General features: G+C 39.9%; 19 protein-coding genes and 1 pseudogene. 14 read left to right on the forward strand and 6 right to left on the reverse strand.

Features of this window, described 5'->3' with window-relative positions:
- The first annotated feature begins 63 nt into the window (after positions 1-63).
- From ACPZ3T_RS17230 to ACPZ3T_RS17240, 3 genes are all read left to right on the forward strand, one after another.
- Positions 64-3,207 carry an MFS transporter gene (locus tag ACPZ3T_RS17230; protein WP_490270693.1) on the forward strand — a complete coding sequence of 1,048 codons (3,144 nt, stop codon included), beginning with the start codon at positions 64-66 and terminating at the stop codon, positions 3,205-3,207.
- Between the two features lie 324 nt (positions 3,208-3,531).
- On the forward strand, positions 3,532-3,699 hold the full coding sequence (locus tag ACPZ3T_RS17235) for a hypothetical protein (RefSeq protein WP_490270694.1): 168 nt from the start codon (positions 3,532-3,534) through the stop codon (positions 3,697-3,699).
- A gap of 161 nt (positions 3,700-3,860) precedes the next feature.
- Complete coding sequence (locus tag ACPZ3T_RS17240) at positions 3,861-7,649, forward strand: WD40 domain-containing protein (RefSeq protein ID WP_490270695.1); 3,789 nt, start codon at positions 3,861-3,863, stop codon at positions 7,647-7,649.
- Between the two features lie 277 nt (positions 7,650-7,926).
- Here ACPZ3T_RS17240 and ACPZ3T_RS17245 read toward each other — a convergent pair whose 3' ends face one another.
- On the reverse strand, positions 7,927-8,517 hold the full coding sequence (locus ACPZ3T_RS17245; protein ID WP_490270696.1) for a flavodoxin family protein: 591 nt from the start codon (positions 8,515-8,517) through the stop codon (positions 7,927-7,929).
- Positions 8,518-8,710: 193 nt separating this feature from the next.
- Here ACPZ3T_RS17245 and ACPZ3T_RS17250 point away from each other — a divergent pair, with 193 nt between their 5' ends.
- From ACPZ3T_RS17250 to ACPZ3T_RS17280, 7 genes and pseudogenes are all read left to right on the forward strand, one after another.
- Positions 8,711-8,917: a hypothetical protein gene (locus ACPZ3T_RS17250; protein ID WP_490270697.1), complete on the forward strand. Its 207-nt coding sequence runs from the start codon at positions 8,711-8,713 to the stop codon at positions 8,915-8,917.
- A complete protein-coding gene (locus ACPZ3T_RS17255; RefSeq protein WP_490270698.1) occupies positions 8,883-9,506 on the forward strand; it encodes a Uma2 family endonuclease in 624 nt (207 codons plus the stop codon). Before ACPZ3T_RS17250 ends, ACPZ3T_RS17255 begins: the two co-directional genes overlap by 35 nt.
- A 39-nt stretch (positions 9,507-9,545) precedes the next feature.
- Positions 9,546-9,929, forward strand: a pseudogene (locus ACPZ3T_RS17260) (type I restriction endonuclease subunit R); the annotation flags it as partial.
- A gap of 415 nt (positions 9,930-10,344) precedes the next feature.
- Positions 10,345-10,470, forward strand: coding sequence for a hypothetical protein (locus ACPZ3T_RS17265; RefSeq protein WP_490277256.1), 126 nt, complete (start codon positions 10,345-10,347; stop codon positions 10,468-10,470).
- Complete coding sequence (locus tag ACPZ3T_RS17270) at positions 10,424-10,822, forward strand: hypothetical protein (RefSeq protein ID WP_490277422.1); 399 nt, start codon at positions 10,424-10,426, stop codon at positions 10,820-10,822. The genes ACPZ3T_RS17265 and ACPZ3T_RS17270 overlap by 47 nt, the downstream gene beginning before the upstream one ends.
- A gap of 55 nt (positions 10,823-10,877) precedes the next feature.
- Positions 10,878-12,119, forward strand: coding sequence for a tryptophan synthase subunit beta (trpB, locus tag ACPZ3T_RS17275; RefSeq protein ID WP_490270699.1), 1,242 nt, complete (start codon positions 10,878-10,880; stop codon positions 12,117-12,119).
- A 295-nt stretch (positions 12,120-12,414) separates the two neighbouring features.
- Entirely contained in the window at positions 12,415-12,999 is a 585-nt protein-coding gene (locus ACPZ3T_RS17280; protein WP_490270700.1) for an LURP-one-related family protein, read from the forward strand.
- Positions 13,000-13,064: 65 nt separating this feature from the next.
- Here ACPZ3T_RS17280 and ACPZ3T_RS17285 read toward each other — a convergent pair whose 3' ends face one another.
- Positions 13,065-14,006 carry an N-acetylmuramoyl-L-alanine amidase gene (locus ACPZ3T_RS17285; RefSeq protein WP_490270701.1) on the reverse strand — a complete coding sequence of 314 codons (942 nt, stop codon included), beginning with the start codon at positions 14,004-14,006 and terminating at the stop codon, positions 13,065-13,067.
- Between the two features lie 175 nt (positions 14,007-14,181).
- Positions 14,182-14,307: a hypothetical protein gene (locus ACPZ3T_RS17290; RefSeq protein ID WP_490270702.1), complete on the reverse strand. Its 126-nt coding sequence runs from the start codon at positions 14,305-14,307 to the stop codon at positions 14,182-14,184.
- A 300-nt stretch (positions 14,308-14,607) separates the two neighbouring features.
- Here ACPZ3T_RS17290 and ACPZ3T_RS17295 point away from each other — a divergent pair, with 300 nt between their 5' ends.
- Complete coding sequence (locus ACPZ3T_RS17295; protein ID WP_490270703.1) at positions 14,608-14,802, forward strand: hypothetical protein; 195 nt, start codon at positions 14,608-14,610, stop codon at positions 14,800-14,802.
- On the opposite strand, the gene ACPZ3T_RS17300 is transcribed toward ACPZ3T_RS17295, so the two are convergent.
- From ACPZ3T_RS17300 to ACPZ3T_RS17310, 3 genes are all read right to left on the reverse strand, one after another.
- Positions 14,799-16,292: a dolichyl-phosphate-mannose--protein mannosyltransferase gene (locus ACPZ3T_RS17300; protein ID WP_490270704.1), complete on the reverse strand. Its 1,494-nt coding sequence runs from the start codon at positions 16,290-16,292 to the stop codon at positions 14,799-14,801. The genes ACPZ3T_RS17295 and ACPZ3T_RS17300 overlap by 4 nt on opposite strands.
- A gap of 450 nt (positions 16,293-16,742) precedes the next feature.
- Complete coding sequence (locus ACPZ3T_RS17305; protein WP_490270705.1) at positions 16,743-17,483, reverse strand: PEP-CTERM sorting domain-containing protein; 741 nt, start codon at positions 17,481-17,483, stop codon at positions 16,743-16,745.
- Between the two features lie 372 nt (positions 17,484-17,855).
- The gene (locus ACPZ3T_RS17310) at positions 17,856-20,000 is read right to left on the reverse strand and encodes a GumC family protein (RefSeq protein ID WP_490270706.1); all 2,145 of its coding nucleotides are present in this window, start codon (positions 19,998-20,000) and stop codon (positions 17,856-17,858) included.
- 860 nt (positions 20,001-20,860) lie between these two features.
- Between ACPZ3T_RS17310 and ACPZ3T_RS17315 the strand changes: the two genes are divergently transcribed.
- From ACPZ3T_RS17315 to ACPZ3T_RS17325, 3 genes are all read left to right on the forward strand, one after another.
- Complete coding sequence (locus tag ACPZ3T_RS17315) at positions 20,861-21,103, forward strand: hypothetical protein (RefSeq protein WP_490270707.1); 243 nt, start codon at positions 20,861-20,863, stop codon at positions 21,101-21,103.
- Between the two features lie 155 nt (positions 21,104-21,258).
- Positions 21,259-22,608, forward strand: a complete 1,350-nt coding sequence (locus ACPZ3T_RS17320) for a glycosyltransferase family 4 protein (RefSeq protein WP_490270708.1) — start codon at positions 21,259-21,261, stop codon at positions 22,606-22,608.
- 330 nt (positions 22,609-22,938) lie between these two features.
- A complete protein-coding gene (locus tag ACPZ3T_RS17325) occupies positions 22,939-23,367 on the forward strand; it encodes a hypothetical protein (RefSeq protein WP_490270709.1) in 429 nt (142 codons plus the stop codon).
- Positions 23,368-23,461: the final 94 nt, after the last annotated feature.

The following is a 23,461-nucleotide window of genomic DNA, read 5'->3' on the forward strand; positions in this document are numbered from 1 at the left end:
CAGAAATAAGGCATTCTCTGGAAAATGGAGATTGCATATATTCGGCGTAAGAGAAAAAATACTATGTGGCAAATATTGACAAATATTTTGATGCAGCCTTGGCTATCTTTTGGTGTAACACCAACAACAGGACTGCCAGATGTCATAGTACCAATAGAACCATTGTTTGGGTTTTCAGCTTCTAAGTTTGTAGTAGCTTTGTTAGCTGGTACTTTAATGGCGATCGCGTTTCAATTACTATTAACTAATCTTTCGGTTGCTGCCAGAATATCTACTTTAGGAACTGATGTAGATTATGATGAAGAATCAGCAAGTTTGGGCAGCACAATTCGCAAAGTTGAGGCGAAAGTCGGGACTTGGGGCATAGTAACCGCCAGTATTGCCTTGTTTGCCGCTTGCTTTTTAGCGGTGAAACTGAGTTTAATTAATAGTGTACTGCTAGGAGCGATTATTGGCGTTGTCATTTGGTCTACCTATTTTTTATTGGTAGTTTGGTTCGGTTCTTTTGCAGTTGGTTCTCTACTCGGTTCGATTATCAATACTGTTAATTCTGGTTTACAATCCCTGATGGGAACTGCTACTACAGCTATTGGTGCGGGTGCAGTACAACAACAAGCGGTTTCTACAGCAGAAGAAATTACAGCCGCAGTGCGGAGAGAATTAACTGCTGGTTTGGATGCGGAAAGTATTAGCAATACTGTGCAAAATTCTCTAAAATCTCTACCACTGCCAAAATTAGATGTAGGAGAAATTCGCAGTCAATTTGATAAAATTCTCAGTGATGTAGATTGGCGATCGCTCGCTGATGGTGATTTACTCAAAAACATTAATCGCCAAACTTTCGTGGATTTAATTAGCCGTCAAACCAATTTATCTCAGGATAATATAAATCAAATTGCTGACCAATTAAACACCGCTTGGGAACAAACTTTTGCTCGTCGTAACCCTACGGAACAAGTAATTAACTTGCTACAATCTGCTACTCCCGAAGAATTAAAATCAGAAGATTTAGGAGAAAGATTACAGCAGTTAGTCACCACCGGCAGAAGAAACGGTAACGGCAGAAATGGCTTAATGAAGCAAGCTGTACAATATGGGGTAACTGCTGCTATCCCAGCCGTTTTAGACCGAGTTGATGTCTCTGATATTGATGTGGATAAAATCACCCATCAATTACAAAAGTTAAAAGACAAAGTGCAAGATATTGATGTGGATAAAATCACCCACGAAATTCAACAAATCAGAGATAAAACCACTGAGCAAATCTCTACTAGATTTCCTACAGCGAGTGACAACACCATCAAATCAGATGTCCAAGATTATATTTTGCATTCTTTTCCTTGGCATTTCAATCGCATCACAATTAAAAATGAATTTGCAGAGGTCATTTATGACCCCCAAGCAGATCCTACAAATGTCCGTCAGCAACTAGAAAAACTCCAGCAAAATGACTTTAGTAATTGGCTGACACAACGAGGTGATATTAGTGAAGCGAGGGTGACAGAAATCGCACAACAAATGGAAAGCATCCGTCAGGAAGTGCTAGAAAATGTGCGTCAATCTGAAAAAGTAGAAACAGGTCACAAAGTTCGTTTTCGCATTGAAAATTATCTGCGCGCAACTGGTAAAGAACAACTGCATTCAGAAGCGATTCAGCGAGATTTTACCAACTTGTTAACAGAATTAGACGACCAATCTATTGATTTTAGTACTTTGTTACAAGGATTTGACCGGGAAGCTTTTGTACAGATACTCTTGCAACGGCAAGATTTTAGCAAAGAGGAAGCTAACAATATTGTTGGTCAAATTGAAGGTATCTGCAATGATGTCTCCAATCAAGCCAGAGAACAACAAGAACAAGCCACAACGAGAGTTAATCAATTATGGCAAAGAGTAGAAAATTATCTCCGCAATACTAACAAAGATGAGTTAAATCCTGAAGGTATCAAACGTGATTTTCAGGCATTGTTGGCAGATCCACAAGTAGGAATTAAGCAGATTAGATCACGTTTATCACAGTTTGACCGCGAAACCTTAGTGAAATTGCTATCTCAGCGTCAAGATTTGAGTCAAGAGCAAATCAATCAAATTATTGACCAGTTAGAATCTGTGTGGAACAACGTTTTACAAGCACCACAAGCAACATTAGAACAAGCTAGAGAACAGTACGATCGCACTATCAAAACTATTGCTGATTATCTCCGCGATACTAACCTCGAAGAACTCAACCCGGAAGGTATTAGACGGGATTTAGAAACCTTACTGACTCAGCCACAAGAAGGTGCAACTGCGTTACGTCACAGATTAGCACAAGTTGACCGCGAAACCTTAGTGAAACTCCTCAGTCAACAACAAAACCTCAGCGAAGAGCAAGTTAATCGCACCATTGACCAAGTACAAGAGGCGATCGCCAATATTATCAGAACGCCACGCCGCTTGGCAAAACGCACTACCCAAAGAATGGGTGATTTTGCAACTAGTCTAGAAAACTATCTGCGTCACACCAACAAAGACGAACTCAACCCCGAAGGAATCAAACGAGATTTACGATTACTCTTGCAAGATCCCCGCTTGGGAGTAGAAAATTTAAGCGATCGCGTCTCTAAATTCGACCGTTCGACAATGGTGGCGTTACTGTCTCAACGAGAAGATATTTCCGAGGAGGAAGCTAACCGTATTGTTGAGCAAATCGAGTCTACCCGTAACTCGATTGTGGAGCAAATTCAACAAATCCAGCAACGATTCCAGTCAGCCATTGACCAAATTTTTGCTAGGATTCGTCAATATCTCGACTCCTTAGAACGTCCAGAACTCAGCTATGAAGGTATTAGACAAGACTTTGCCAAATTATTCGATGATCCGCAAGTGGGATTTGCAGCTTTGCGCGATCGCCTCAGTCAATTTGACCGTGATACCCTAGTAGCTATCTTAAGTTCCCGTGAGGATATCTCCCAAGAAGACGCTAACCGCATCATTAACCAAATCGAAGCCGCACGGGATAGTGTATTACAACGTGCCGAAAGGATTCAACAAGAAACCCAAAAACGCATCAAAGCCGTGCAAGAACAAGCCAGAAAGCAAGCTGAAGCCACCCGCAGAACCGTTGCTAGTGCAGCTTGGTGGCTATTTGGTGCAGCACTATCTTCCCTCGTGGCTAGTGTGCTGGCTGGTGTGATAGCTGTTACAGGCTTATCTTTGCCAGTGTGATTTATGAAGGGGTGTAGGGGTGTACGCAGTTCAGGAAGGCTACTTAACAAATCTATAACCCCAATCTCTTAAAGAGATTGGGGTTATTTTTAGGATGTCAATTTTAAAAAATACTTTTGCGTAATTCCTTCCTTAACTAGCGATATATATAACAAGTATTATTGAAACAATCATGAATATTCTAGTCCTTAGTCAGTGTTACAGGCTTACCTTGGGTGATGGGTATCGTCCAGTATTGGCGATCGCATTTTTGAAAAAACAATAAACTACGCTTAAGCATGACATAAATATATTTTATTATTTTGTGGTTTGGGGAGGAGGATTATGATAGAAAGACTTTTGTTAGCTGGTATTTTAACTTTTACTTTAAGTTTATTTACACAAGCTCATCGTTCAACTTCCCTAGGCAGAAATCCCCAAATCAACACCAACAAAAATACTGTGTTAACTTTTAATTACTTCTCCGCCAGGAAATTTAAAATACCCAATTAAATCAGTCGTGACGAACTCCCGCCTTTCAAGAGATAGCCACAGGAAGGTTAATTCAGAAAAATCCTTAACTTTTCTACATAGACAGTGGCAGCTAAAACCTATATAAATATGTCAATCCATTTTGTGATGGCATCGATTTAGACTTGAAGGCAGGAAAACCCGTGCAGAAACTGATTTCATCCTACGAATATCAAGTTGGCGGCCGCCTCCCCATTGATGCACCCAGTTATGTAGTTCGACAGGCTGATGAAGAACTCTACAACGCCTTAAGAGGAGGTGAATTTTGTTATGTTCTTAACTGTCGTCAAATGGGCAAATCTAGCTTGCGGGTGCAGGTGGCTAAAAGATTACAAGAGGATGGTATTACTTGCACGACGGTTGATTTATCAGGAATTGGCAATAGCAATATTACAGCCAACCAGTGGTATGCAGATATTATTATGCGACTGGTTAGGAGTTTGCGACTAACTAATCAAATTAATGTCCGTAATTGGTTAGCTCAAAGACAAGATTTATCTCCAGTTGGTCGCTTGGGTGAATTACTGGAAGCTGTTTTACCGGAATTAATTTCGCAGCCGATAGTGATTTTTTTCGATGAAATTGATAGCACTATCAGCTTACCATTTCATACAGATGACTTTTTTGCTTTGATTCGTTCTTGTCACGAACATCAGCGTTTAACTTTTGCGCTGTTGGGAGTAGCAACGCCTTCAGATTTAATTACAGATAAAACCCGTACACCTTTTAATATTGGACGCGCAATTGAATTACATGGGTTTACTCTGAGGGAAATTCAACCATTAGAAACGGGGTTGGCGAATAGAGTAGAAAATCCCCCAGCAGCACTGCAAGAAATACTGGTTTGGACTGGAGGACAACCATTTCTGACTCAGAAGCTCTGTCAATTAGTTGCACAGCATTGGGATAAGGGAACAGGAGAAAAAGGGAAAGTTGCTGCGATCGCATCACCTTTTCTGAAAAAATTAATGCAAGAGATATTGACTCCCAGTGAAGCGATCGCAGATCAAATATCTGCTATAGTGCGATCGCAGATCATCGATAACTGGGCATCTGTTGATGAACCACCCCATTTAAGAACCATCCGTGATAGATTACTGTGCAATGAACAACGAGCTAGCAGACTACTGGGACTATATCTGCAAATATTACAAAATGGTGGTGTCCCTGCCGATGATTCACCAGAAAAAATCGAATTACTCCTATCGGGGTTAGTTGTTAAAAGACAAGGTAGCTTACAAGTTTACAACCGCATTTACCAAGAAGTTTTTAATCTAGATTGGGTAGAAAAGCAACTAAAAAAATTACGTCCCTACGCAGATTTAATTAATGCTTGGGTAGCCTCAGATTATCAAAATGAAACCCACCTCTTGCGCGGACAAACCCTCAAGGATGCTCAAATTTGGGCGAAGGGTAAAAGTTTGAGTAATATAGACTATCGTTTTTTAGCGGCGAGTGAGGAACTAGAAAAACGGGAAGTCCAAAGCGCGCTTATAGCATCAGAACAAGCCAATCAAATCCTCATCAACGCCGAAAAACAAGCCCAACAAAGGATTCGTCGTGGGTTTGTGGGATTATCAGTCCTCTCCCTTGTAACTGTCATCCTCTTGGGAATCTCCAGTTTACTCACATGGCAAACCGCACAACAAAAGCAACAAGTCAGCTTAGGTGAAATTAAAGCCTTAACACTTGCATCAGAAACAGCGTTTGAGTCCCATAATAACTTTGATGCTTTACTAGAAAGTCTCAAAGCAGGTATCAAGTTAAACCAAATAGGCTGGAAAAATGCAGATACAGATTTACAGGTGCAGGTAGAAAAGACCTTACGCCAGTCCCTTTACTGGGTGCGCGAACGCAACCGTTTAGTTGGTCATGGAGATATCGTCACACGGGTGAAATTCAGTTCCGATGGACAGAAGTTAGCTAGTGCTAGTTGGGACAAAACCATCAAAATTTGGCGGCGTGACGGTAAATTATTACATACTTTGCGTGGTCATACGGACGCAGTTTGGAGCGTGAATTTTAGTCCCGATGGCAAGATGTTAGTTAGTGCCAGTCGTGATAAAACCGTGAAAATCTGGCGTGTGGAGGATGGTAAAGAAATTACAACCTTAAATCATCAAGATTGGGTAGCGTGTGTCGGATTTAGCCCAGATGGTAAGACAGTGGCCTCAATGGAATGGCATGGCACAATGAGACTCTGGAACTTAGAAGGACAGCAGTTAAAATCTTTCCCTACCCATAAACAACCAGCTGTTGCTATCCATTTCAGCCCCAAAGGAAATATGATTGCTACCGCCAGCCGAGACGGTACAGCCAAAGTTTGGTCTTTAGATGGCAAAGAATTATTATCTTTGGGAGGGCATCACAATTGGGTAATGTACGTTAGTTTTAGCCCAGATGGTAAAAATCTAGTCACAACTAGCCGAGACAAGACCGCAAAAATTTGGGATTTAGCAGGCCAAGAACTAGCGACACTGCGCGGTCATAATGATACCGTTACCAGTGCAGTCTTCAGCCGTGATGGTCAAACCATCGCCACAACTAGCTGGGATACAACTGTACGCCTTTGGAATCGCCAAGGTCAAGAATTACAGATTTTGCGGGGACATACCGATGCTATTTGGGGTGTCAACTTCAGTAAAGATGGCACACTTTTAGCTAGTAGCGGCGAAGATAGAACTGTCAGATTGTGGAATATCAGTAATAGTGACACGGCAAAACTGCCATCCTTAAGCTTTAATCTGGGTGAAGCGGCCACTGGCAGCGTCATTTTTAGTCCTGATGGTAAAATTCTGGCTACAACTGGCCGTTACACAATGGCAAAACTCTGGAGTCGCCAAGGACAGGAATTAGCGACACTCAACGGTCATAGTGATAACCTTAGAAGTCTAGTTTTCAGTCCAAATGGTCAAATTATCGCTACCGCCAGCCGAGATAAAACCGTCAAACTGTGGAATTTATCTGGAAAAGAACTAGCAACTTTACAAGGACATCAAGCAGATGTCAGAAGCGTCAGTTTTAGTCCTGACGGTAAAACTATTGCTAGTGCTAGCTGGGATACCACAGTAAAACTGTGGAATTTAGATGGTAGAGAAATTGAAGCAGCAGAGGGGAAGGGGGCAGAGAGCAATGCGGTCTTGGGCTTTGCCCAAGTGGAGCAATTGCGGAGGAGCAGGGGGAGCAAGCCCTTCTCCTCTGCGCGGAGCAAAGCCGAGCATGGGTATAGACAAGCCCCGTCTTTCCAAGACGCTCCTACTAAAGCCGAGTACAACCTGCGTCCTAGTCCTCCCCCTTACTCCCTGCTCCCTGCTCCCCTGCCTCTTGTAACCTTACGGGGACATCAAGCCGGTGTCAGAAGCGTAGTTTTCAGCCCTGATGGTGAAATCATCGCTACCGCCAGCGAAGATGGCACAGCTAAACTCTGGAGTCGCCAGGGAAAAGAACTAGTCACCCTCACAGGACATCAAGCTGGGATACAAGCTGTAAATTTCAGTCCTGATAGTCAGATAATTGCTACCGCCAGTAAAGATAAAACCGTGAAACTCTGGAATCGAGAAGGTAAAGAAATTTTAACTTTGCGGGGACATGGGGGAGAAGTGAATGCTGTCAGTTTTAGTCCCAATGGAGAGACTCTAGCTACAGCCAGTGAAGATATGACAGTCAAATTATGGAATCGTCAGGGAAAAGTGCTGCAAACCCTTGCAGGTTTAGATGCTGGGGTGAAAAGCGCAAGTTTTAGCCCAGATGGACAGGTTGTAGCCTCCTCAGATTCTTTGGGTAAAGTCACCCTCTGGAATTTAGATTTTGATTCTAGTCCAGAGAAATTGTTAGCCCAAGCTTGCCATTGTCTCAGGGATTATTTGCAAAATAGTGCAGATGTCAAAGAAGAAGACCGTCATTTGTGCAATGGGCTGGGGATAGTAAAATGATCACAGTAAATTGCTTGAGCTGTAATGAAGTGCGTAGCAATCCCAATAAAACCATAATGTTGATAAAATATGTGGAATGCGATCGCTAAACTAATTTATCAATTTCTTCACCTTGGGAAATAAATCTATCAACAATTATGCCGCATGGTTAACACCGTCAATAGCCTAAGCGATTGCACCAGCGTTTGTCAGTCGGTAAAAGTCGGTAATCTATATGATTAAACTCAATTATGAATTTAGCTGAGTGTAATAACTTTAAAACTTTTGCAGCAGCTATTCACTTAACCCAACGTTTAGTTACTTCTGCAATACGTTGTCCAAAACGTAATGAAGTCAGACCATCTCCCGAATCTAATACTGGTTCTTTGCCGCTCATATCGAGTGGACTTTGACCCATGACACCTAAAAATCCTCCGAGTCGATTGACACCATCATCTTTACCAAACAGAAAGCTTTGCAAGTCCCCAACATTCACCCAAATCATGCCATGTTGTGCCGCATTAGTAGCTAAATATAGGAGCGTTCCTTGCTTATCACCACTGGGAGAACTAGAGTGGGTAAACCCACCGGCTATTTTGTCTTTCCAACCGTGTTGGAACCAAATTGAACTTGTAGCATCAATAAAAGCTTTGAATTGAGCAGCTATACCGCCCATATAGGTAGGTGAACCAAAAACAATCGCATCCGCTTGATTGAGGGTAGCAATTACATCATCATTATTCCAACGACCGTTGACAATCTCCTCTCCTGTAATCCGCAGCAGTTCTACAGTAATGTCTTCAACTTTACTTGCACCTTCAGCGATCGCTTGTGCCATCAGATGAGTATGGCCTGAGCCAGAAAAATAGATAATCGCAACTGTAGGCATAGGAAATTTAGTTAAATTTTTAACAGCAGATGAAAGAGAGATATCATAGAAATAAATACTGAGAAAAATAAGTTTACTAATCTTAATAGTTCTTGGATTTTGGGATATTTACGCAATGCGCTAAACAAACTATCTGCCACGCCTGTATTCTCCACAATTTTGAAGGTGTCCAGCATAGCATAGAGACTCAGTAATGTCTGATGGCGATCGCGCTAGACTCAGTAATTGCGATCGCTTTCATCGTATCTTCTCCTGGAAGGAGCGATCGCTCTCCATCACCCCACCTTTCCCAACTATAACCAGAAAATCAGCCATGACTCTTGATAACATTGTCTTGAGTACCCGTCAGCAAGGGAGGGAAGACGATGTACGCAACCGTCACACAACCACTGACTTTTGAAGAGTTTCTGGCCTGGGATGATGGTTCAGGCAGAGAGTTTGAACTATTAGATGGGATTCCTGTGCCATTATCAGAACCAAATGCCAATCACGAAGATTTGATTCAACACCTGTGTGCTTACCTCGAAAATTACTGTCAAGAAAATGATCTGCCTTATGTATCGAGGCAGTCCAAGCAGGTTCGACTGAAAACCCCACCAGGAGAAAAGGAAAAAAGCCGCAAAGCAGATATTGTCATCTTTGCTAGGGAAGAATGGCAAAGGATGAAAACAAGTTCTAGTTCTGCGGCTGCATATATTCCACCACCAGGAATTATTGAGGTGGTAAGCCACAACTGGAAGGACGACTATCTCACAAAACTTGCTGAATACGAGGACTTGGGGGTTTTTGAGTATATCATTATAGACTATGCTGCTTTTGGTGGGATTCGCTTCATTGGCTCTCCCAAGCAACCCACCATTACTATTTATCAACTTGCAGATGCCGAGTATTTACCCGCCAAAATTTTTCGAGGTCAGGAGCAAATTGATTCTAGATTGTTTCCCAATATACCCCTAACGGCTGAACAGATTTTTGCCATGAGTCGCTAATTGGCTCTATCAGTATTTATTCTTAGCGGTGAAGAAAGAATGAGACAGGTAACAGCAATTACAGAAGCAATTACCAGTTTGAGTGAAGCAGAAACCCGCTTTGGTTTAGTTCGTATTGAGTCAGAGCAATTTTTTCCAGAGTGGAAAAGTGAATTACCCGAAATTACAGCCGCAGAAAAAGCGTCCCTGGACGTAATCCGACGCAGATATTTATACCACCGTGGTGAAGGTGATTTATTAGAAGGAACAGTCATGTTGCTAGTGGTATCACCGTTGCTAGCACAGTCTGGATTTTACGATCCTCCTTTCAGGATTAAAGCAGAATCATCTGTAGATTTGGTACTCGATGATGGTGAAGAAGTGCTGCGTGGTCGCATTGATGTTTTGGTAATCCAAAATCAGTTGTGGGTGATGGTGTTAGAGTGTGACATACTCCCACACCTCAGCAAGCTGTAGGTGTGGGCTTCTCAGCGACTCCCGGTATCCCGTCGGACATTGACTGAGCTTTGTTTAGACTGCACGAGATGCCCCTCCGCACAGTTGAACAAGTACAAAGCGAAAAGTGTGGTCTTGGGGGTTTCCCCCATGAACAACTTTTCAAGACAAATGTTCAATCCTTAGTACTGTCAGAGTTTTACCTACCCACAGAAGCGACACACAAATGCCTGTTACTGGGTAGAACCCCATACTCTGAGTTGTCAAGGTTCAGTATAGATGACCAGCATTTACCCTACGGGAAGCAAGCTACGGCTTTGTCATCTAGTATTATTGTAATGCAAATATCGTTACAATGCAAATGGTAAAAGTAAATTTAAATGTCCGTGTAGAGCAATCGGAGATGGAAATATTAGAGCAATATGCAAAGCTGTCAGGAAGAACCAAAACGGATATTATTCGTGAATATATCAGGAGTTTAGATGTTCGTTCCTCATCGACCTCACTTCCTAATCAACCTAGCGGTTGATATTGGTCGGAGGTCAATTCGTCACTCACGCGCAATTCATCTCATCACCTCCCTTCGGGTAGGTGAGAGGCTTCTTGCTGTCTCAGCTAAAAAAACCACAGTTTCAATTTGGTCAGCTGTACCGCAAGCACTAGCCTATCTAATGGCTAACCTTCAACTCGATAAACCCGTGTTTGGAATGGTAACAAATGGGGATGACGTTTTATTTATCAAAGTCAAGTGGGAAGCAGGCAGACCACAGTATGATGTCTCACGAATATTTGCCCTGTTTACATCTGCCACAGAACTCTATAATATTTTACAAATTCTTCAACGTATTGGTCAGGTAATCTGTGAAGAATCAACGACCTAGAACGTCGGTAACTATGTCAAAATAATTAGGCTGTCGCATCATCAAGATAATTTCTGTGACTACCACTCCTCTGTCTCCAAATTCTCCCTCTACTACCTCAGTTCCCGATACACAAGGACGTTTTGGACGCTTTGGCGGCAAGTACGTCCCAGAAACACTAATGCCTGCTTTATCGGCATTAGAAGTAGCTTATCAGCAATATCGTCACGACCCCAGTTTTCAAGCAGAACTACAACAACTCCTCAAAGACTATGTAGGACGCGCCACACCGTTGTATTTTGCTGAACGCCTGACTGCTCATTATGCCCGTCCAGATGGCACAGGAGCGCAAATTTACTTAAAGCGTGAAGATTTAAATCATACAGGGGCGCACAAAATTAATAATGCGCTTGGCCAGGTATTATTGGCCAAGCGCATGGGTAAGCAACGCATTATTGCTGAAACAGGCGCAGGACAACATGGTGTTGCTACTGCTACAGTTTGCGCTCGCTTTGGGTTGTCATGTGTAATTTACATGGGTGTTCATGACATGGAACGCCAGGCGTTAAATGTGTTTAGAATGCGGCTGATGGGTGCGGAAGTGCGTCCTGTGGCAGCAGGTACAGGCACTCTCAAAGATGCTACCTCTGAGGCTATTCGGGATTGGGTGACGAATGTGGAAACTACACATTACATCTTAGGCTCGGTAGCTGGCCCCCATCCCTACCCGATGATGGTACGTGATTTTCATGCGGTTATCGGTGAAGAAACCCGCGCTCAAGCTGTAGAAAAATGGGGTGGTTTACCTGATATTCTCATGGCTTGTGTGGGTGGTGGTTCTAATGCAATGGGGTTATTCCACGAGTTTGTGCATGAGACATCTGTAAGGTTGATAGGAGTAGAAGCGGCTGGAGAAGGTGTCAATACAGAAAAACACGCCGCTACCTTGACAAAAGGACGCGTTGGTGTATTGCATGGAGCGATGAGTTATCTGTTGCAAGATGAAGATGGACAGGTGACAGAAGCACACTCGATTAGTGCAGGGTTAGATTATCCTGGTGTTGGCCCTGAACACAGCTATTTAAAGGATATAGGTCGGGCTGAATATTATAGTGTGACTGATGCCGAAGCTTTGGCAGCATTCCAAAGATTATCTAGATTGGAAGGTATCATACCAGCTTTGGAAACATCCCATGCGATCGCCTATTTAGAAACTCTATGTCCTCAACTCAACGGTAGTCCCCGAATTATCATTAACTGCTCTGGACGTGGTGACAAGGATGTACAAACCGTAGCTAAGTTTCTCAATCCTCAATAACACTCTGCCTACCCCTAGGGTTTGTAGTGAGAACTTTAGTTCTCTGTGCGTTCTCTCCGTTCGCGGAGCGTGTCGTAGACAGACGCTCCCCGAACAGAAAAGGACTAAAGTCCTTACTACAAAATCAATCCTAGTCTTTTTACTTTTTTTCAAGTCGTTTTACGAATTACGAATTACGAATTAATATTACTCTACGTGTTGTAATATTTACATTAATTAACTAGTTGTTTGTTATATATATGCGATAAATGGGATTAATAATAAAACTAAAAATTTTGTTGTTGTCTCTAAAGCCATGCAGTATCCATTGGAGCTTACCTTTAAACTTTGGGCATTAGCACCACAAATTTCTGTTGCTGATTCTCAAAGTAATTTAGTTTTTTACGTTAAGCAAAAATTATTTAAACTCAAAGAAGCGATTACTATCTTTGCTGATGCGGAACGTACTCGCCCTTTATACTACATTAAAGCCGATCGCATTATTGATTTCTCGGCTCGTTATGACTTCACCGACAGTAATGGTAATTATATTGGTGCAGTTAAACGCCGGGGTTTAAAATCTTTGTGGAAAGCTCGTTATGATATCTTTGACGGGGAAGTAACTAATCTTAATATTCAAGAACAAAATCCCTGGGTGAAGGTTGCAGACGCACTCTTTGCAGAAATACCAATTTTGGGTTTATTCACCGGTTATGTATTTAATCCTGTCTATTTAGTGAGTCGGGCTGATGGTACTGTGGTGATGCGGTTAGAAAAAATCCCAACTTTCCTATCTAGGAAATTTATCATTAAACCTGTAGATCAACTGAGCGATCGTGAAGAAAAACAAGTTTTATTAAGCTTAATTATGATGCTGTTACTAGAACGTAATCGTGGTTAATTGCGGCAAGTCAAAAGTCAAAAGTTAAAAATTTTCCTGCTTTTGACTTTTAACTTTTTAGTAAACTAACCAATTAATTTTTGCCAACTTGCTGGGCCGATAATTGCATCAGGCACTAACCCATTTTCTCTTTGAAACTTCTTAATTGCTGCTTCTGTTTGCGGGCCAAAAATACCATCAGCATCTGCGCCCACTCGATATTGTATATACCTCACTACTGGGCCACCACCATGAGAACGTCTGATGATGCGTTTGGCTAAAATTTGATTAATGACACTCCAAGTAGTTTCGCCTACAATCCCAGTTTGTTCAATACCAACAATTCCCTGAAACTTCTCTATAGCATATTTTGTTTCTGTGTTGAGTTGATTATTTTCTACTAGTGGCTTACCATTTCTATCAGTAATTTTGAGACGATTTAAAGACCTTTGTAGTCTCATAACACTAGTATCTATATTCTGTTCTTCATCAGGAACAGCATTTACAGGAACACTAGGTAGTTTACCTGTCAATCCTTTAACAATTGCATTTGCTGTTGCTTCAGGATCAAAGATATTCATATCTTTTTGTGAATCAATAAAGCAACACTCTACAAGAATTGCTGGCATATTTGTATTTCGCAACACAAATAAGTGAGAACCATTCTTAACCCCACGGTTAAAAAATCCTAATTTAACGATTTCATTTAATACAGGTTGAGCAATTCTTCTACCTGAATCACTTGCAGCAAACACCTCTGTCCCGTTCGCTTTTCCATTAAAAGCATTAAAATGGATTGACACAAAGACTTCTACTCTAGCGGCATTAGCTTTGTTACATCTTTGTGAGAGGGAATCTCTGACTGAACTAGACCTGTCTGGTTTACAGGAGATAACTTCGTGTCCTAAAGCTTGTAACTTAGATATTACTCTATTACCAACATCTACAACTAAATTATCTTCAAATTTTATACCTCTAGCTCCGGTATCTGGTGGGGAATTATGCCCAATATCAATGCCATATTTCATATGTTAATCCTCAAACGATTTTTGCAATAGTCCTAATCCTGTCGATGGCAATTTTGACATTGTGCCATTGCCACAACAACAACATTGAACAATATATTACTGAGAAAAATTTGATTTACCAAGTTCGTATTTTAACAAAATATATTTCTACCAACATCCTCAGTAAAAATCTACTTCATAACCAAGCGATCGCCTCCATCAGTGTGTGTTGGTTTGAGTCTCTAGTCAAGAGTTGGGGCATGGGGCATGGGGTATAGGGCATGGGGCATTTCTCCCTATTCCCTTGGCTTCTGTGAAGCAAACACACACCATATTACAAACACTGTTAAACCTAGATAGGTTGATACGGTTAACCATTCCTGCCAGCTACCAGATAGATTATTCATCAGTAAAAATGCGGTAAATAACCAAAAATCCTCCTTCAATCTCCAGTCTACGCGTTTATACTCACAGTAGATTCCTGGATTGATTTTCCCAAAAAACTTTGCTACTTTTCCGGAAATCCTCAAAACGCAGTGGTATTACTTATTAGTACAGCTAAGTACAACGGTTTATACAGAAACTTTATATTGAACCCTTTGGGGAATATATCCCCTTCATAATGATCAAAAGCTCGGTAATTATAACCGGGCTTTTGATTTATTGGGGTGTAGGGGACTGGGAGCAGGGGGCAGGGGGCAGGGAGCAGGGAGTAGGGGGAGACAAGGGAGACAAGGGAGACAAGGTAGACAAGGGAGAAATATCTAATGCCCAATGCCCAATTACGAATTACGAATTACGAATTACGAATTATTAAATCCAAGAACTAAACCACATCCGCAGTCTATAACCTTCGGGAGAAAGCGGTAAACCTAAATAAATCGGCATCCAGAAGACAAAAGCAGCGATAATGAGAAAAGAAATAGTGATACCTACAGATCGCAGTGAGCGATGGTAACTGTGTAGACATTGATCTACAAACCAAGCGATCGCTAAAAATGCAAATACTACAGAGGTCATGTAGTGATAGATAAAAACGCACCTTGTAACTTTTACCCAAGGTAGTAAATTAACGGCGTAATTTAAGACTAAAAATAAAGCTATCCAACTATCAGTACCAAGGTTTTCAGGTAGCGACACCTGTCTTTTTTGTAATAGAGGAATCACTACTGGCGTTAATAGCATCCCCAACAGAAATAATATAGATATCAAGCCAAACCACCACAAAAAAGGATTCCCCATAGCATGAACATCATAAATAACTTTTCCTGTATTACGAGGTAAAGGCGGCCCAAATACAGGTAAAGGATCAGTGATACTTTGCGCTGTTTGATAATAATAAGCCATCGGTCGAGTTAGTAATGGCCATTTGTACCAAGCAGCACAATAAGGATGGACTGTAGGAGAATTACCCCCTAGTTTTTCATGAAATCCTAAAATTTCTTTGTGTACCTCTATAAATCCATATTTGGGATTGATTTGTAGGTGAGGAATCCACAGCAAACTATAGACAGCAACGGGAATAATTCCTAAAAATAATATTAACTGCCAAAAGTTAATTTGTGTTAGCTTTTGTAATGGTGAATATTGGGAAATATTAATTAAATATTGGTTAGATGAATTATTGTTAAACGTAAATGCTTTTTTGATAATCTCTCTAGCTTGTTCTTTATGTGTTAGTAATTGGTATAGCCAAGCAACGCTCCAAATAACATATATTCCAAATAATGAAAATAGCCCGTTCCATTTGGTAGCACAGGAAGCACCAAAAGCTATACCTGCAAAGATAAAATACAATTGACGTTGTTGTTGTTTGGCTAACCCTAATAAAAACAACAACTGACCCAATAAACTAAATAAAACTATATAAATGTTAATTAAAGCATAGCGAGATTCAACAATAAATATACCATCCAAGGCGGTAAATAAACCTGCTAATAAAGCAAAACTACGACGGTAACTTAATTGATAGGCAATATAAGCTATAATTAGGGGAATAAACGAACCGGATAGAGCATTTATCCAACGATAACTCCAAGGCGATCGCAAAGAACCAGTAAGTCCATTCACAGGTTCTTGCCAAAAAGTAAAATGACTACCAAGCCACATTCCCAGGGCAATCATATACTTACCTAAAGGTGGATGACCATCAAAAAACGGTGTCTGGATAAGATAATTATTACCAAACTTGGCGTAATAAATCTCATCAAATACCAAAGTATTAAATCTATCTAATCCCCAAAACCTGAAGGTGAGAGACAGCAAAAATATCCCCACCAACCCCATCCGATACCAATTCTTAGTCATTACTCATTAGTTATTAATCACTCTTGAGTTGCTTCATGAACGTTCGTAGTAAGGACTTTAGTCCTTAATCATCCTGCCGATATGTCATGAGCCACCCACTAAGAACTATAGTTTATAGCCTAATACCTTTAGTTAACGATTTTCAGATTAGTAGATTAGGTTAAGCATAGCGCAAGCTAACATGGATATCTAAATTTATAACACTTATGTGTACAAAATTTGAAATATGTATATTTTAATCAACTATACTTCTGAACTTTGATTATAAAGCTTTTAATATTTAACTTTTTTATGATTATTTGGAGTTAAGCAAGAAAAATAGAGAACACATTGAAATTGAGATAGGAGTGTTTTATGTCACAGTTATTTAACATACCTATTAGACTAATGACACACCATTTAGAAAATCTAGCCTTACTGTTTAATTAATCAAAGTTATTGCAGTTTTGATTAGACTGCTACTTTTGCTTTAGCTTCTTTCTTGCCGTACTTACGCTTTAATGCACCTAATCCTACAGTACCTACACCAAGACCAAGCATAGTGATGGGTTCGGGAACGGGTGTTGCGTAGTAGGAATCGCTTTTACCATAAGGTAAACTCTGAACATGGATACCTATTCTGAGATCTCCAGCGTTAAGAGCAGCAATAACATCGGAATAAGTACCTGTGAAACGAAAACCTAACTGTTCACCTACTTGAACACCGCAGTTCGTACCGCTACAAGGATCTTCAATCTTTTTGGCTTTTATCCATGTTCCACCTGCATCATAATCTTTTTTATCCCAATTTGGTATATTATTGCTTTGCGGTAAATTACTTGCAACAGTGTCAAAAAGTACAGTACCACCATTGTAGAGCAGGTTGCTTAAGCTAGTGTCGGTGTAAACGTTAGTTAGAAGGTCTTTTGTATCAAAGTTGAAAGCAACTTCACTAATGAAGGAGTTTGATGCAGGATTATTGGCATCGTTTTTAAACCGAAACAATACTTGATTATTCGTCAAGTCAATGACATCCAATGAGTAATATTTTTTATAAGCATCACCAAAAGTATCACCATTTGGGACGTTCTCAAAGTTGTAAAACGTGTAAGTACTCATTTGAATAGCAGCAGCAGGCTGTACCACAGTTGTTACAACCGCAACGCTTGCCCCTACTAACAGAGCAGAGAAAACTGAAGTATACTTCATCATCTTTTAGAAACCAAAAAGACAGTGTGTAAAGAATATAGGGTGAAACTGCCAATCAATCAATAGATATACTTAATAACTTCATCATGTGTTCATCAAAACTAAACATTTAATTATCATAAGATTTAATATTGTTCACAGCATTTGCTTTTTCTTCCAAGTTGCTAGCTATTGTCAGGCAGAAACTACGTTGTACACACATCTGGATGCTAGGTGCAAAATTTGGCTTGATCCCCCTAAATCCCCTTGAAAAATGGGGACTTTGATTCTTGTTCCCCCTTTTTCAAGGGGGGTTAGGGCGGATCAAAACGATGCAGGATAAGCTAATCAGACTTGTGTGTACACCGCAGCTTTTTCAAGGGGTACAATCCTTTTTTAACTATTACTAACCACACCCAAAATATTCAAGGGTAAAATTCTTAAATAATCTAAAGCTTGCTCAATTACAGAGGCATCTGTTTTACTTATCCTCACCACCATCAAAACCCCATCTGTATGAGGTGATATGACACTAACATCAGATAGTCCAAAGAAATGAGGAGCATCATAAATGACTAAATCATAATCATTTTGAAAATCTGTCATTAATTGCTTCATTTTTTCAGAAGCAAGTAACTTGATCGGATCATCAGGTGCTGGCCCAGCAGTGATTAAAGATAACTGCTCCATAGAAGGTAGTTTATGAATGACTTCACTGACTGGTAAATTCGTAGATAGTAGACTACTCAACCCCCATAGATTTTTTAAATTGGCTAAGTTGTGAATCATGGGTTGGCGGAGGTTAGCATCTACAAGTAGTACTCGCAATCCCATTGCTGTAGCTGTTTGAGCTAGATAAAAAGCGACTATAGACTTGCCATCACCAGCCATCACCGAGCTGATAACTAAAGAGCGTATTTGGGAATTAGGTTTAATTTGTTGAATATTTGTATAAAGAAATCTTAAAGCATCTAAAAAATCGTTGGAATAACTGCTATATTCTTGCGCGATCGCTACATTTGTATCTTCACTATCTTCTACTGACGGATTTAATATTTTCAGTTGAGGAAACTTGGATTTGGTAGTACGGGCTTGAATGGCTTTGACTTCATTATCAAAGGGAACATTGCCTAACAAGGGGAAATTTACCTTCTTTTTCAGCTTCAGTACAGTATGATAAGTGTTGTCTGTTTTCTCCAGTAAAATAGCAACTCCTAGACCTGCCGCTATACTGCCAAATAGTCCCAGAATTAAATTACGTAATCTGTTAGCACCAGCAACCAACTTCGGTTCACTAGGTGGTTGAATTAACTGCCAACCTAACTCTGTTTGAGATATTTGAATTTGCAAAGTTTCGCGGGTTGATAAAAAACGATTCAGACTGTCATTAGCAAACTGTAATTTACGCTGAATTTCTGTATACCTGCGAATCAAAATTGGTACTTGCTTACGCTGTTTTTCTAGTTCCCGTGCTATTTGGGTAACTTCTTGCCTTTGTACTTCTAAAGCTTGAATCTGAGTGTTTAACTGTGCTGTTCTCACATCCAAAAAACGCTTTTCTTCTTGCAACAATACTGGCAGCAAACTGTCTCTTTTTTCCTTCAAAGTTTTCAACCTGGGGTTTGCTTCCTGCAACAGTGTTGATTCTGTGGCAATTTGAGTATCTAATTGTGTTACTTGACCTAAAAGTTGCTGATACAAAGAAGCATCATTAAGTACTGTTTTTCTACCCTTTTCTGTCTGTAGTAGACTTAATTGATCACGCAGTTGAGTTAATTGTAAATCAATGCTTTGCTGTGTTCCCGCTAAAGAACTGGCTTGTCCATCCAATGAACTTCCATAAGTTTCTGGATTATTAAAATTATATTTTTGACGGAAAAATTGAAGTTCCTGCTGGATTTGATCAACTCTGTTTTGGATAGATGGTAACTGATCATTAATAAATTTAATGCCTTGGCGCAATTTAGTTTGTCGTCTTTCTTGGCTATATTCTAAATAATCTTTTGACAGGAGTTCCAATACGGTTTTAACTTCATTGGGGTCGTTACTTCGATACCGTGTTTGTATAATTTTAGTTTCTTCTATGCGATTAATAGTTAGAGATTCGATGAGGGATGGATAGGAAATATTTGGATAGGAAGTTCTCAATTGCTGGAGTGTATTTCGCATCACTTCAGGACTTTTGAGAACCAGAATTTGGCTATCGTAATCTAGTTGTGAATTGTTGGAACTTTTATCTTGAACAACAGTTACTACATCGCTATCACTACTAACTGGTTCGACTAACATGAAAAAATTGCTTTCATATTCTATTTTTGGTTTACTGAGCAAAACGTTGATAGATACAGCTACCATCACAGTCACAGATACACCAACTATAACTAGCGATCGCCTCTTGACTACGTTTAGCCAATCCCTGATACTAAAATTTTCTTGTTCTTCCTCACTCCAAGGAACAGGAACTGGTTGAGGTTGAGGTAATAAAGGTTGAGATGTCCCATTCTGTTCAATGTTGACGATTTGGTAAGGTTGTTTACTCATTATGTTTAAATTGTTTGTAATAAAATTGCTAAAATCTCTGACACATTAAGTGTATGTATAATCAATGATCAATTTTTGTTGTCCATGAGTTAAGACAGTGATTTCAATATATAGAAAGTAATTTAATATACATTTTACTGATGGAAGTATTGCAAGTCTAAATCAGCCTCATCTACTACACAAATCCTAATTTACATAACACCCTTGTATTATAAAGATTTCGTTATTGTATTTGTAGATTAGCTTTAGACCTACTTTAGTTAAGTATTGAGTAAGTATAAATTACTAAAATGCTCACAGAGAAGCAATGATGGAGACAATTTGGTCAATTAGGATACTTGCAATCTAGGTCACTGTCGATAATGAGATGATTTATCTGACTTTTCACGGTAAGCCCTCAAACCTTCATCAAGACAGGGGATTCATCGAAGCAGGGAACGGGGTGGGGAAAACCCTCAAGCCTGTTGTCCACCTAATATTCGCAGTAGGAGATTCCTAGTTATATAAGTAGTTTGTGTTAACACTAATTAAAAATAGTTTTTTATGAAGAAAGCTTGGAAAAAGTTTGGATGAAAATAAAGATTAGATAAAGAATACCAGTCAACTTGAAAACGTGGTATCGTATATCTCGTAATTACACTTAAGTAAACCAAGAATATTCGGAGATAAAGCAAGTATTTTATTCTAGAAAAAACAATTAATTAAGTGAAAATAATACTCAAAACGGAAGCCAACAAGCCAGCAAAGATACTCATTGCTAAATCAAATATCGTTGTCTTCTATACTCGAATATAGCCATTGCACCCTCAGATAGTGATGGCTTGGCATATGACTCACTAATAATCCACGATTACTAAGTTTTGACACAGGTAACTATTTGTCAAAATTTACGTTGCGAACCACTAGAAGGCTATTTAGAGGTAGTCTTGCAAGTGTCAAATATCTTGACTCTAAAGCAAAATACCTTCTTCCATCTAGTGAATGTTGATGATCTTGCTTCTGTATTTATCCCTTGTGTTCCCAAAGTTAAACAAAGTACGAAATCGGCATTATTCGCTAAAGACATTGCTGAGATTCAATCAGCAACACAGGCGAAGTTGTAGATATTTTTACTTGCATTTGATAAATTCATCAACCTCAGTAATTAAAACTAAATTTACAAAGCGCAACTCAGGAAAATGGCGATATCTATTAATGGCTTGAGCAGTTCGGTAGTGTGTTCAACAAAACTTGTAATTTGTAAAATAGGACACAGCCGATGAGACTAAATGAATGGATTAATAAGAAATTTGTACAATCCATTTCCATACCCATAGAAACTGAATATGCAAATCCTATAAAAACCTCCAAACTAATTAAATTATGTGTTGTTAATCAGTTTTTTCCTCCAGATTATGCTCCTACAGGACAGCTGATTGAAGAACTAGTGAAACAGCTAGGGCAACAAGGAGTAAATATTGAGGTATTTACAAGCCAACCAGGCTATGCGTTTCAATCTCAGACAGCTCCAGGAATTGAGTGGGTAGACAGAATCAGAATACAGAGATCCCGCACTGCTCAACTCTGGTCAGGGAGGATTCGTGGTAAAGCTGTTAATGGTGTCCTATATACCTTACGGGCTTTACTACATCTGTTCAGAGCCTCGCGGCGTAACAATATATTATTAGTCACTACAGCCCCTCCATTTTTACCAGTTATAGGATATTTAGCTTATTTACTATTTCGATTACCTTATATCTGCATAGTTTACGATCTCTATCCAGATATTGCGATCGCTCTTGGGGTAGTTTCCCAGAGCAGTTGGTTGGTGCGTTTATGGAATGGGATTAACAAACGAGTTTGGTTAAACTCTCAAGGCGTTGTCGTACTTAGCCCGGCGATGAAGCAACGCATAGTAGCTCATTGTCCTGAAGTGGCTGATAAAGTTTCAGTTATACATAGCTGGGCTAACCCAGAAGCAATCGTACCAATTCCCAAGGAAGAAAACTGGTTTGCTCATGAGTATAGTTTGGTCAACAAATTTACCGTACTGTATTCTGGGAATATGGGTCGCTGCCATGATATCGAGACAATGTTAGAAGCTGCCAAACAATTGCAGGATGAACCGATTCAGTTTGTCTGTATTGGTGGTGGGGCTAAACGCAAGGAATTAATCAAGAAGGTAAATGAATTAGGGTTGAACAATTTCACTTTCTTACCTTATCAAGATAAGCAGGTACTACCCTATTCCTTAACAGCTTGTGACTTATCATTAGTGAGTGTAGATACAACTACAGAGGGTTTAGTTGCCCCTAGCAAACTTTACTCAGCCTTGGCTGCTGGGCGACCAATAGCTGCTATTTGCTCCCAGTCTTCATATCTAAGAGAAATAGTTGCTGATGCTAAATGTGGTAGCACATTTGACAATGGAGATGGTGAAGGTTTAGCGCAATTTATTCGCTTTCTCAGACGTGACCCCCAAATAGGTGAACGCATGGGCAAGGCAGGCCGACAGTATTTGCGATCGCACTTTACACCAAAAGTCATCTCTGAGCAATACTTACGTGTTTTGCAAAAGGCAGTATCATCAGAGCAAGTCATGAAAGTATCTGAAGGTAATGTAAAGTAACCATATTGTGGTTATTAAAGTTTGGTAATTTCCCGGAAACATGAAATAAATACAGACACAAATGTTCAACTACATGGTATAAAATTCTCATGAGATAAATACGAGGTTGAGAGCCTGATTGAAATCACATAAATTTCAACCATAAGTTCTTGATTTAGTGTAAAATCTCTTCCTGAAATTTACAGAATACGTAACAGAAAGAGATAAACTCATCATTGTAATTGAATATTTTGTTGGTCTTTTTAAGGAGTTGGGCTTCGACGGTCTTATTGATCTCAGTCCCTCCACACTAGCCTTCCTTGATCATAGTTATCTATACAGGAGGTGGAATTGCAGAGAAGGTGTGACCGAAATCGGAAACGTTCAAAACGCAGGGCGATTTACTGTCCGATTCATGGCTGCTATCTTGATAGCGTCAGTCAGAAATATAGAATCTTTGCTGACCAACCAGGTCAACTACAACAACGAGGTATAAGTCGAAGGAATGCCTTAATGTTAGTAGCGAATCAAACAGCCGTTCCTATAGATGGAGAATGGTTAGAAGCTTTTTGGTGTGAACAGTGTCAACAGACTAAATGGTATTACGTTCGTAAATCTGATCAGCGTACTTACGATATTTCCTTAGCACCGCCAGAACTATGGCAACAAGCAACAGGAGTCATTCATGCTGAGGGAAATCCTTCTGTAAGTGAATTTACTCGGCGCAGTGCTAGGGATGTTACCTATAAAGGTCTTAACGGTTTCCAATTTGTAACTTAAGCCTATAAAGTTTTTCAAGACATTAATCTTCAATCAATAACCTATGAGTAGTACAAATGTTAGCTCTAAATCAGAGTTGGTGACTGAAGCTGGG

The sequence above is a fragment of the Aliinostoc maniaoense genome (assembly GCF_058172895.1).

What these genes read in the sequence shown, in the direction of transcription:
- ACPZ3T_RS17245 (WP_490270696.1), bottom strand. Translation starts at nt 8,517, where the DNA reads ATGCCTACAGTTGCGATTATCTATTTTTCTGGCTCAGGCCATACTCAT.
- ACPZ3T_RS17270 (WP_490277422.1), top strand. Translation starts at nt 10,424, where the DNA reads ATGTTCGTTCCTCATCGACCTCACTTCCTAATCAACCTAGCGGTTGAT.
- ACPZ3T_RS17310 (WP_490270706.1), bottom strand. Translation starts at nt 20,000, where the DNA reads ATGAGTAAACAACCTTACCAAATCGTCAACATTGAACAGAATGGGACA.
- ACPZ3T_RS17230 (WP_490270693.1), top strand. Translation starts at nt 64, where the DNA reads ATGTGGCAAATATTGACAAATATTTTGATGCAGCCTTGGCTATCTTTT.
- ACPZ3T_RS17305 (WP_490270705.1), bottom strand. Translation starts at nt 17,483, where the DNA reads ATGATGAAGTATACTTCAGTTTTCTCTGCTCTGTTAGTAGGGGCAAGC.
- ACPZ3T_RS17250 (WP_490270697.1), top strand. Translation starts at nt 8,711, where the DNA reads ATGTCTGATGGCGATCGCGCTAGACTCAGTAATTGCGATCGCTTTCAT.
- ACPZ3T_RS17285 (WP_490270701.1), bottom strand. Translation starts at nt 14,006, where the DNA reads ATGAAATATGGCATTGATATTGGGCATAATTCCCCACCAGATACCGGA.
- ACPZ3T_RS17300 (WP_490270704.1), bottom strand. Translation starts at nt 16,292, where the DNA reads ATGACTAAGAATTGGTATCGGATGGGGTTGGTGGGGATATTTTTGCTG.
- ACPZ3T_RS17320 (WP_490270708.1), top strand. Translation starts at nt 21,259, where the DNA reads ATGAGACTAAATGAATGGATTAATAAGAAATTTGTACAATCCATTTCC.
- ACPZ3T_RS17280 (WP_490270700.1), top strand. Translation starts at nt 12,415, where the DNA reads ATGCAGTATCCATTGGAGCTTACCTTTAAACTTTGGGCATTAGCACCA.
- ACPZ3T_RS17255 (WP_490270698.1), top strand. Translation starts at nt 8,883, where the DNA reads ATGTACGCAACCGTCACACAACCACTGACTTTTGAAGAGTTTCTGGCC.
- ACPZ3T_RS17235 (WP_490270694.1), top strand. Translation starts at nt 3,532, where the DNA reads ATGATAGAAAGACTTTTGTTAGCTGGTATTTTAACTTTTACTTTAAGT.
- ACPZ3T_RS17295 (WP_490270703.1), top strand. Translation starts at nt 14,608, where the DNA reads ATGATCAAAAGCTCGGTAATTATAACCGGGCTTTTGATTTATTGGGGT.
- ACPZ3T_RS17265 (WP_490277256.1), top strand. Translation starts at nt 10,345, where the DNA reads ATGGAAATATTAGAGCAATATGCAAAGCTGTCAGGAAGAACCAAAACG.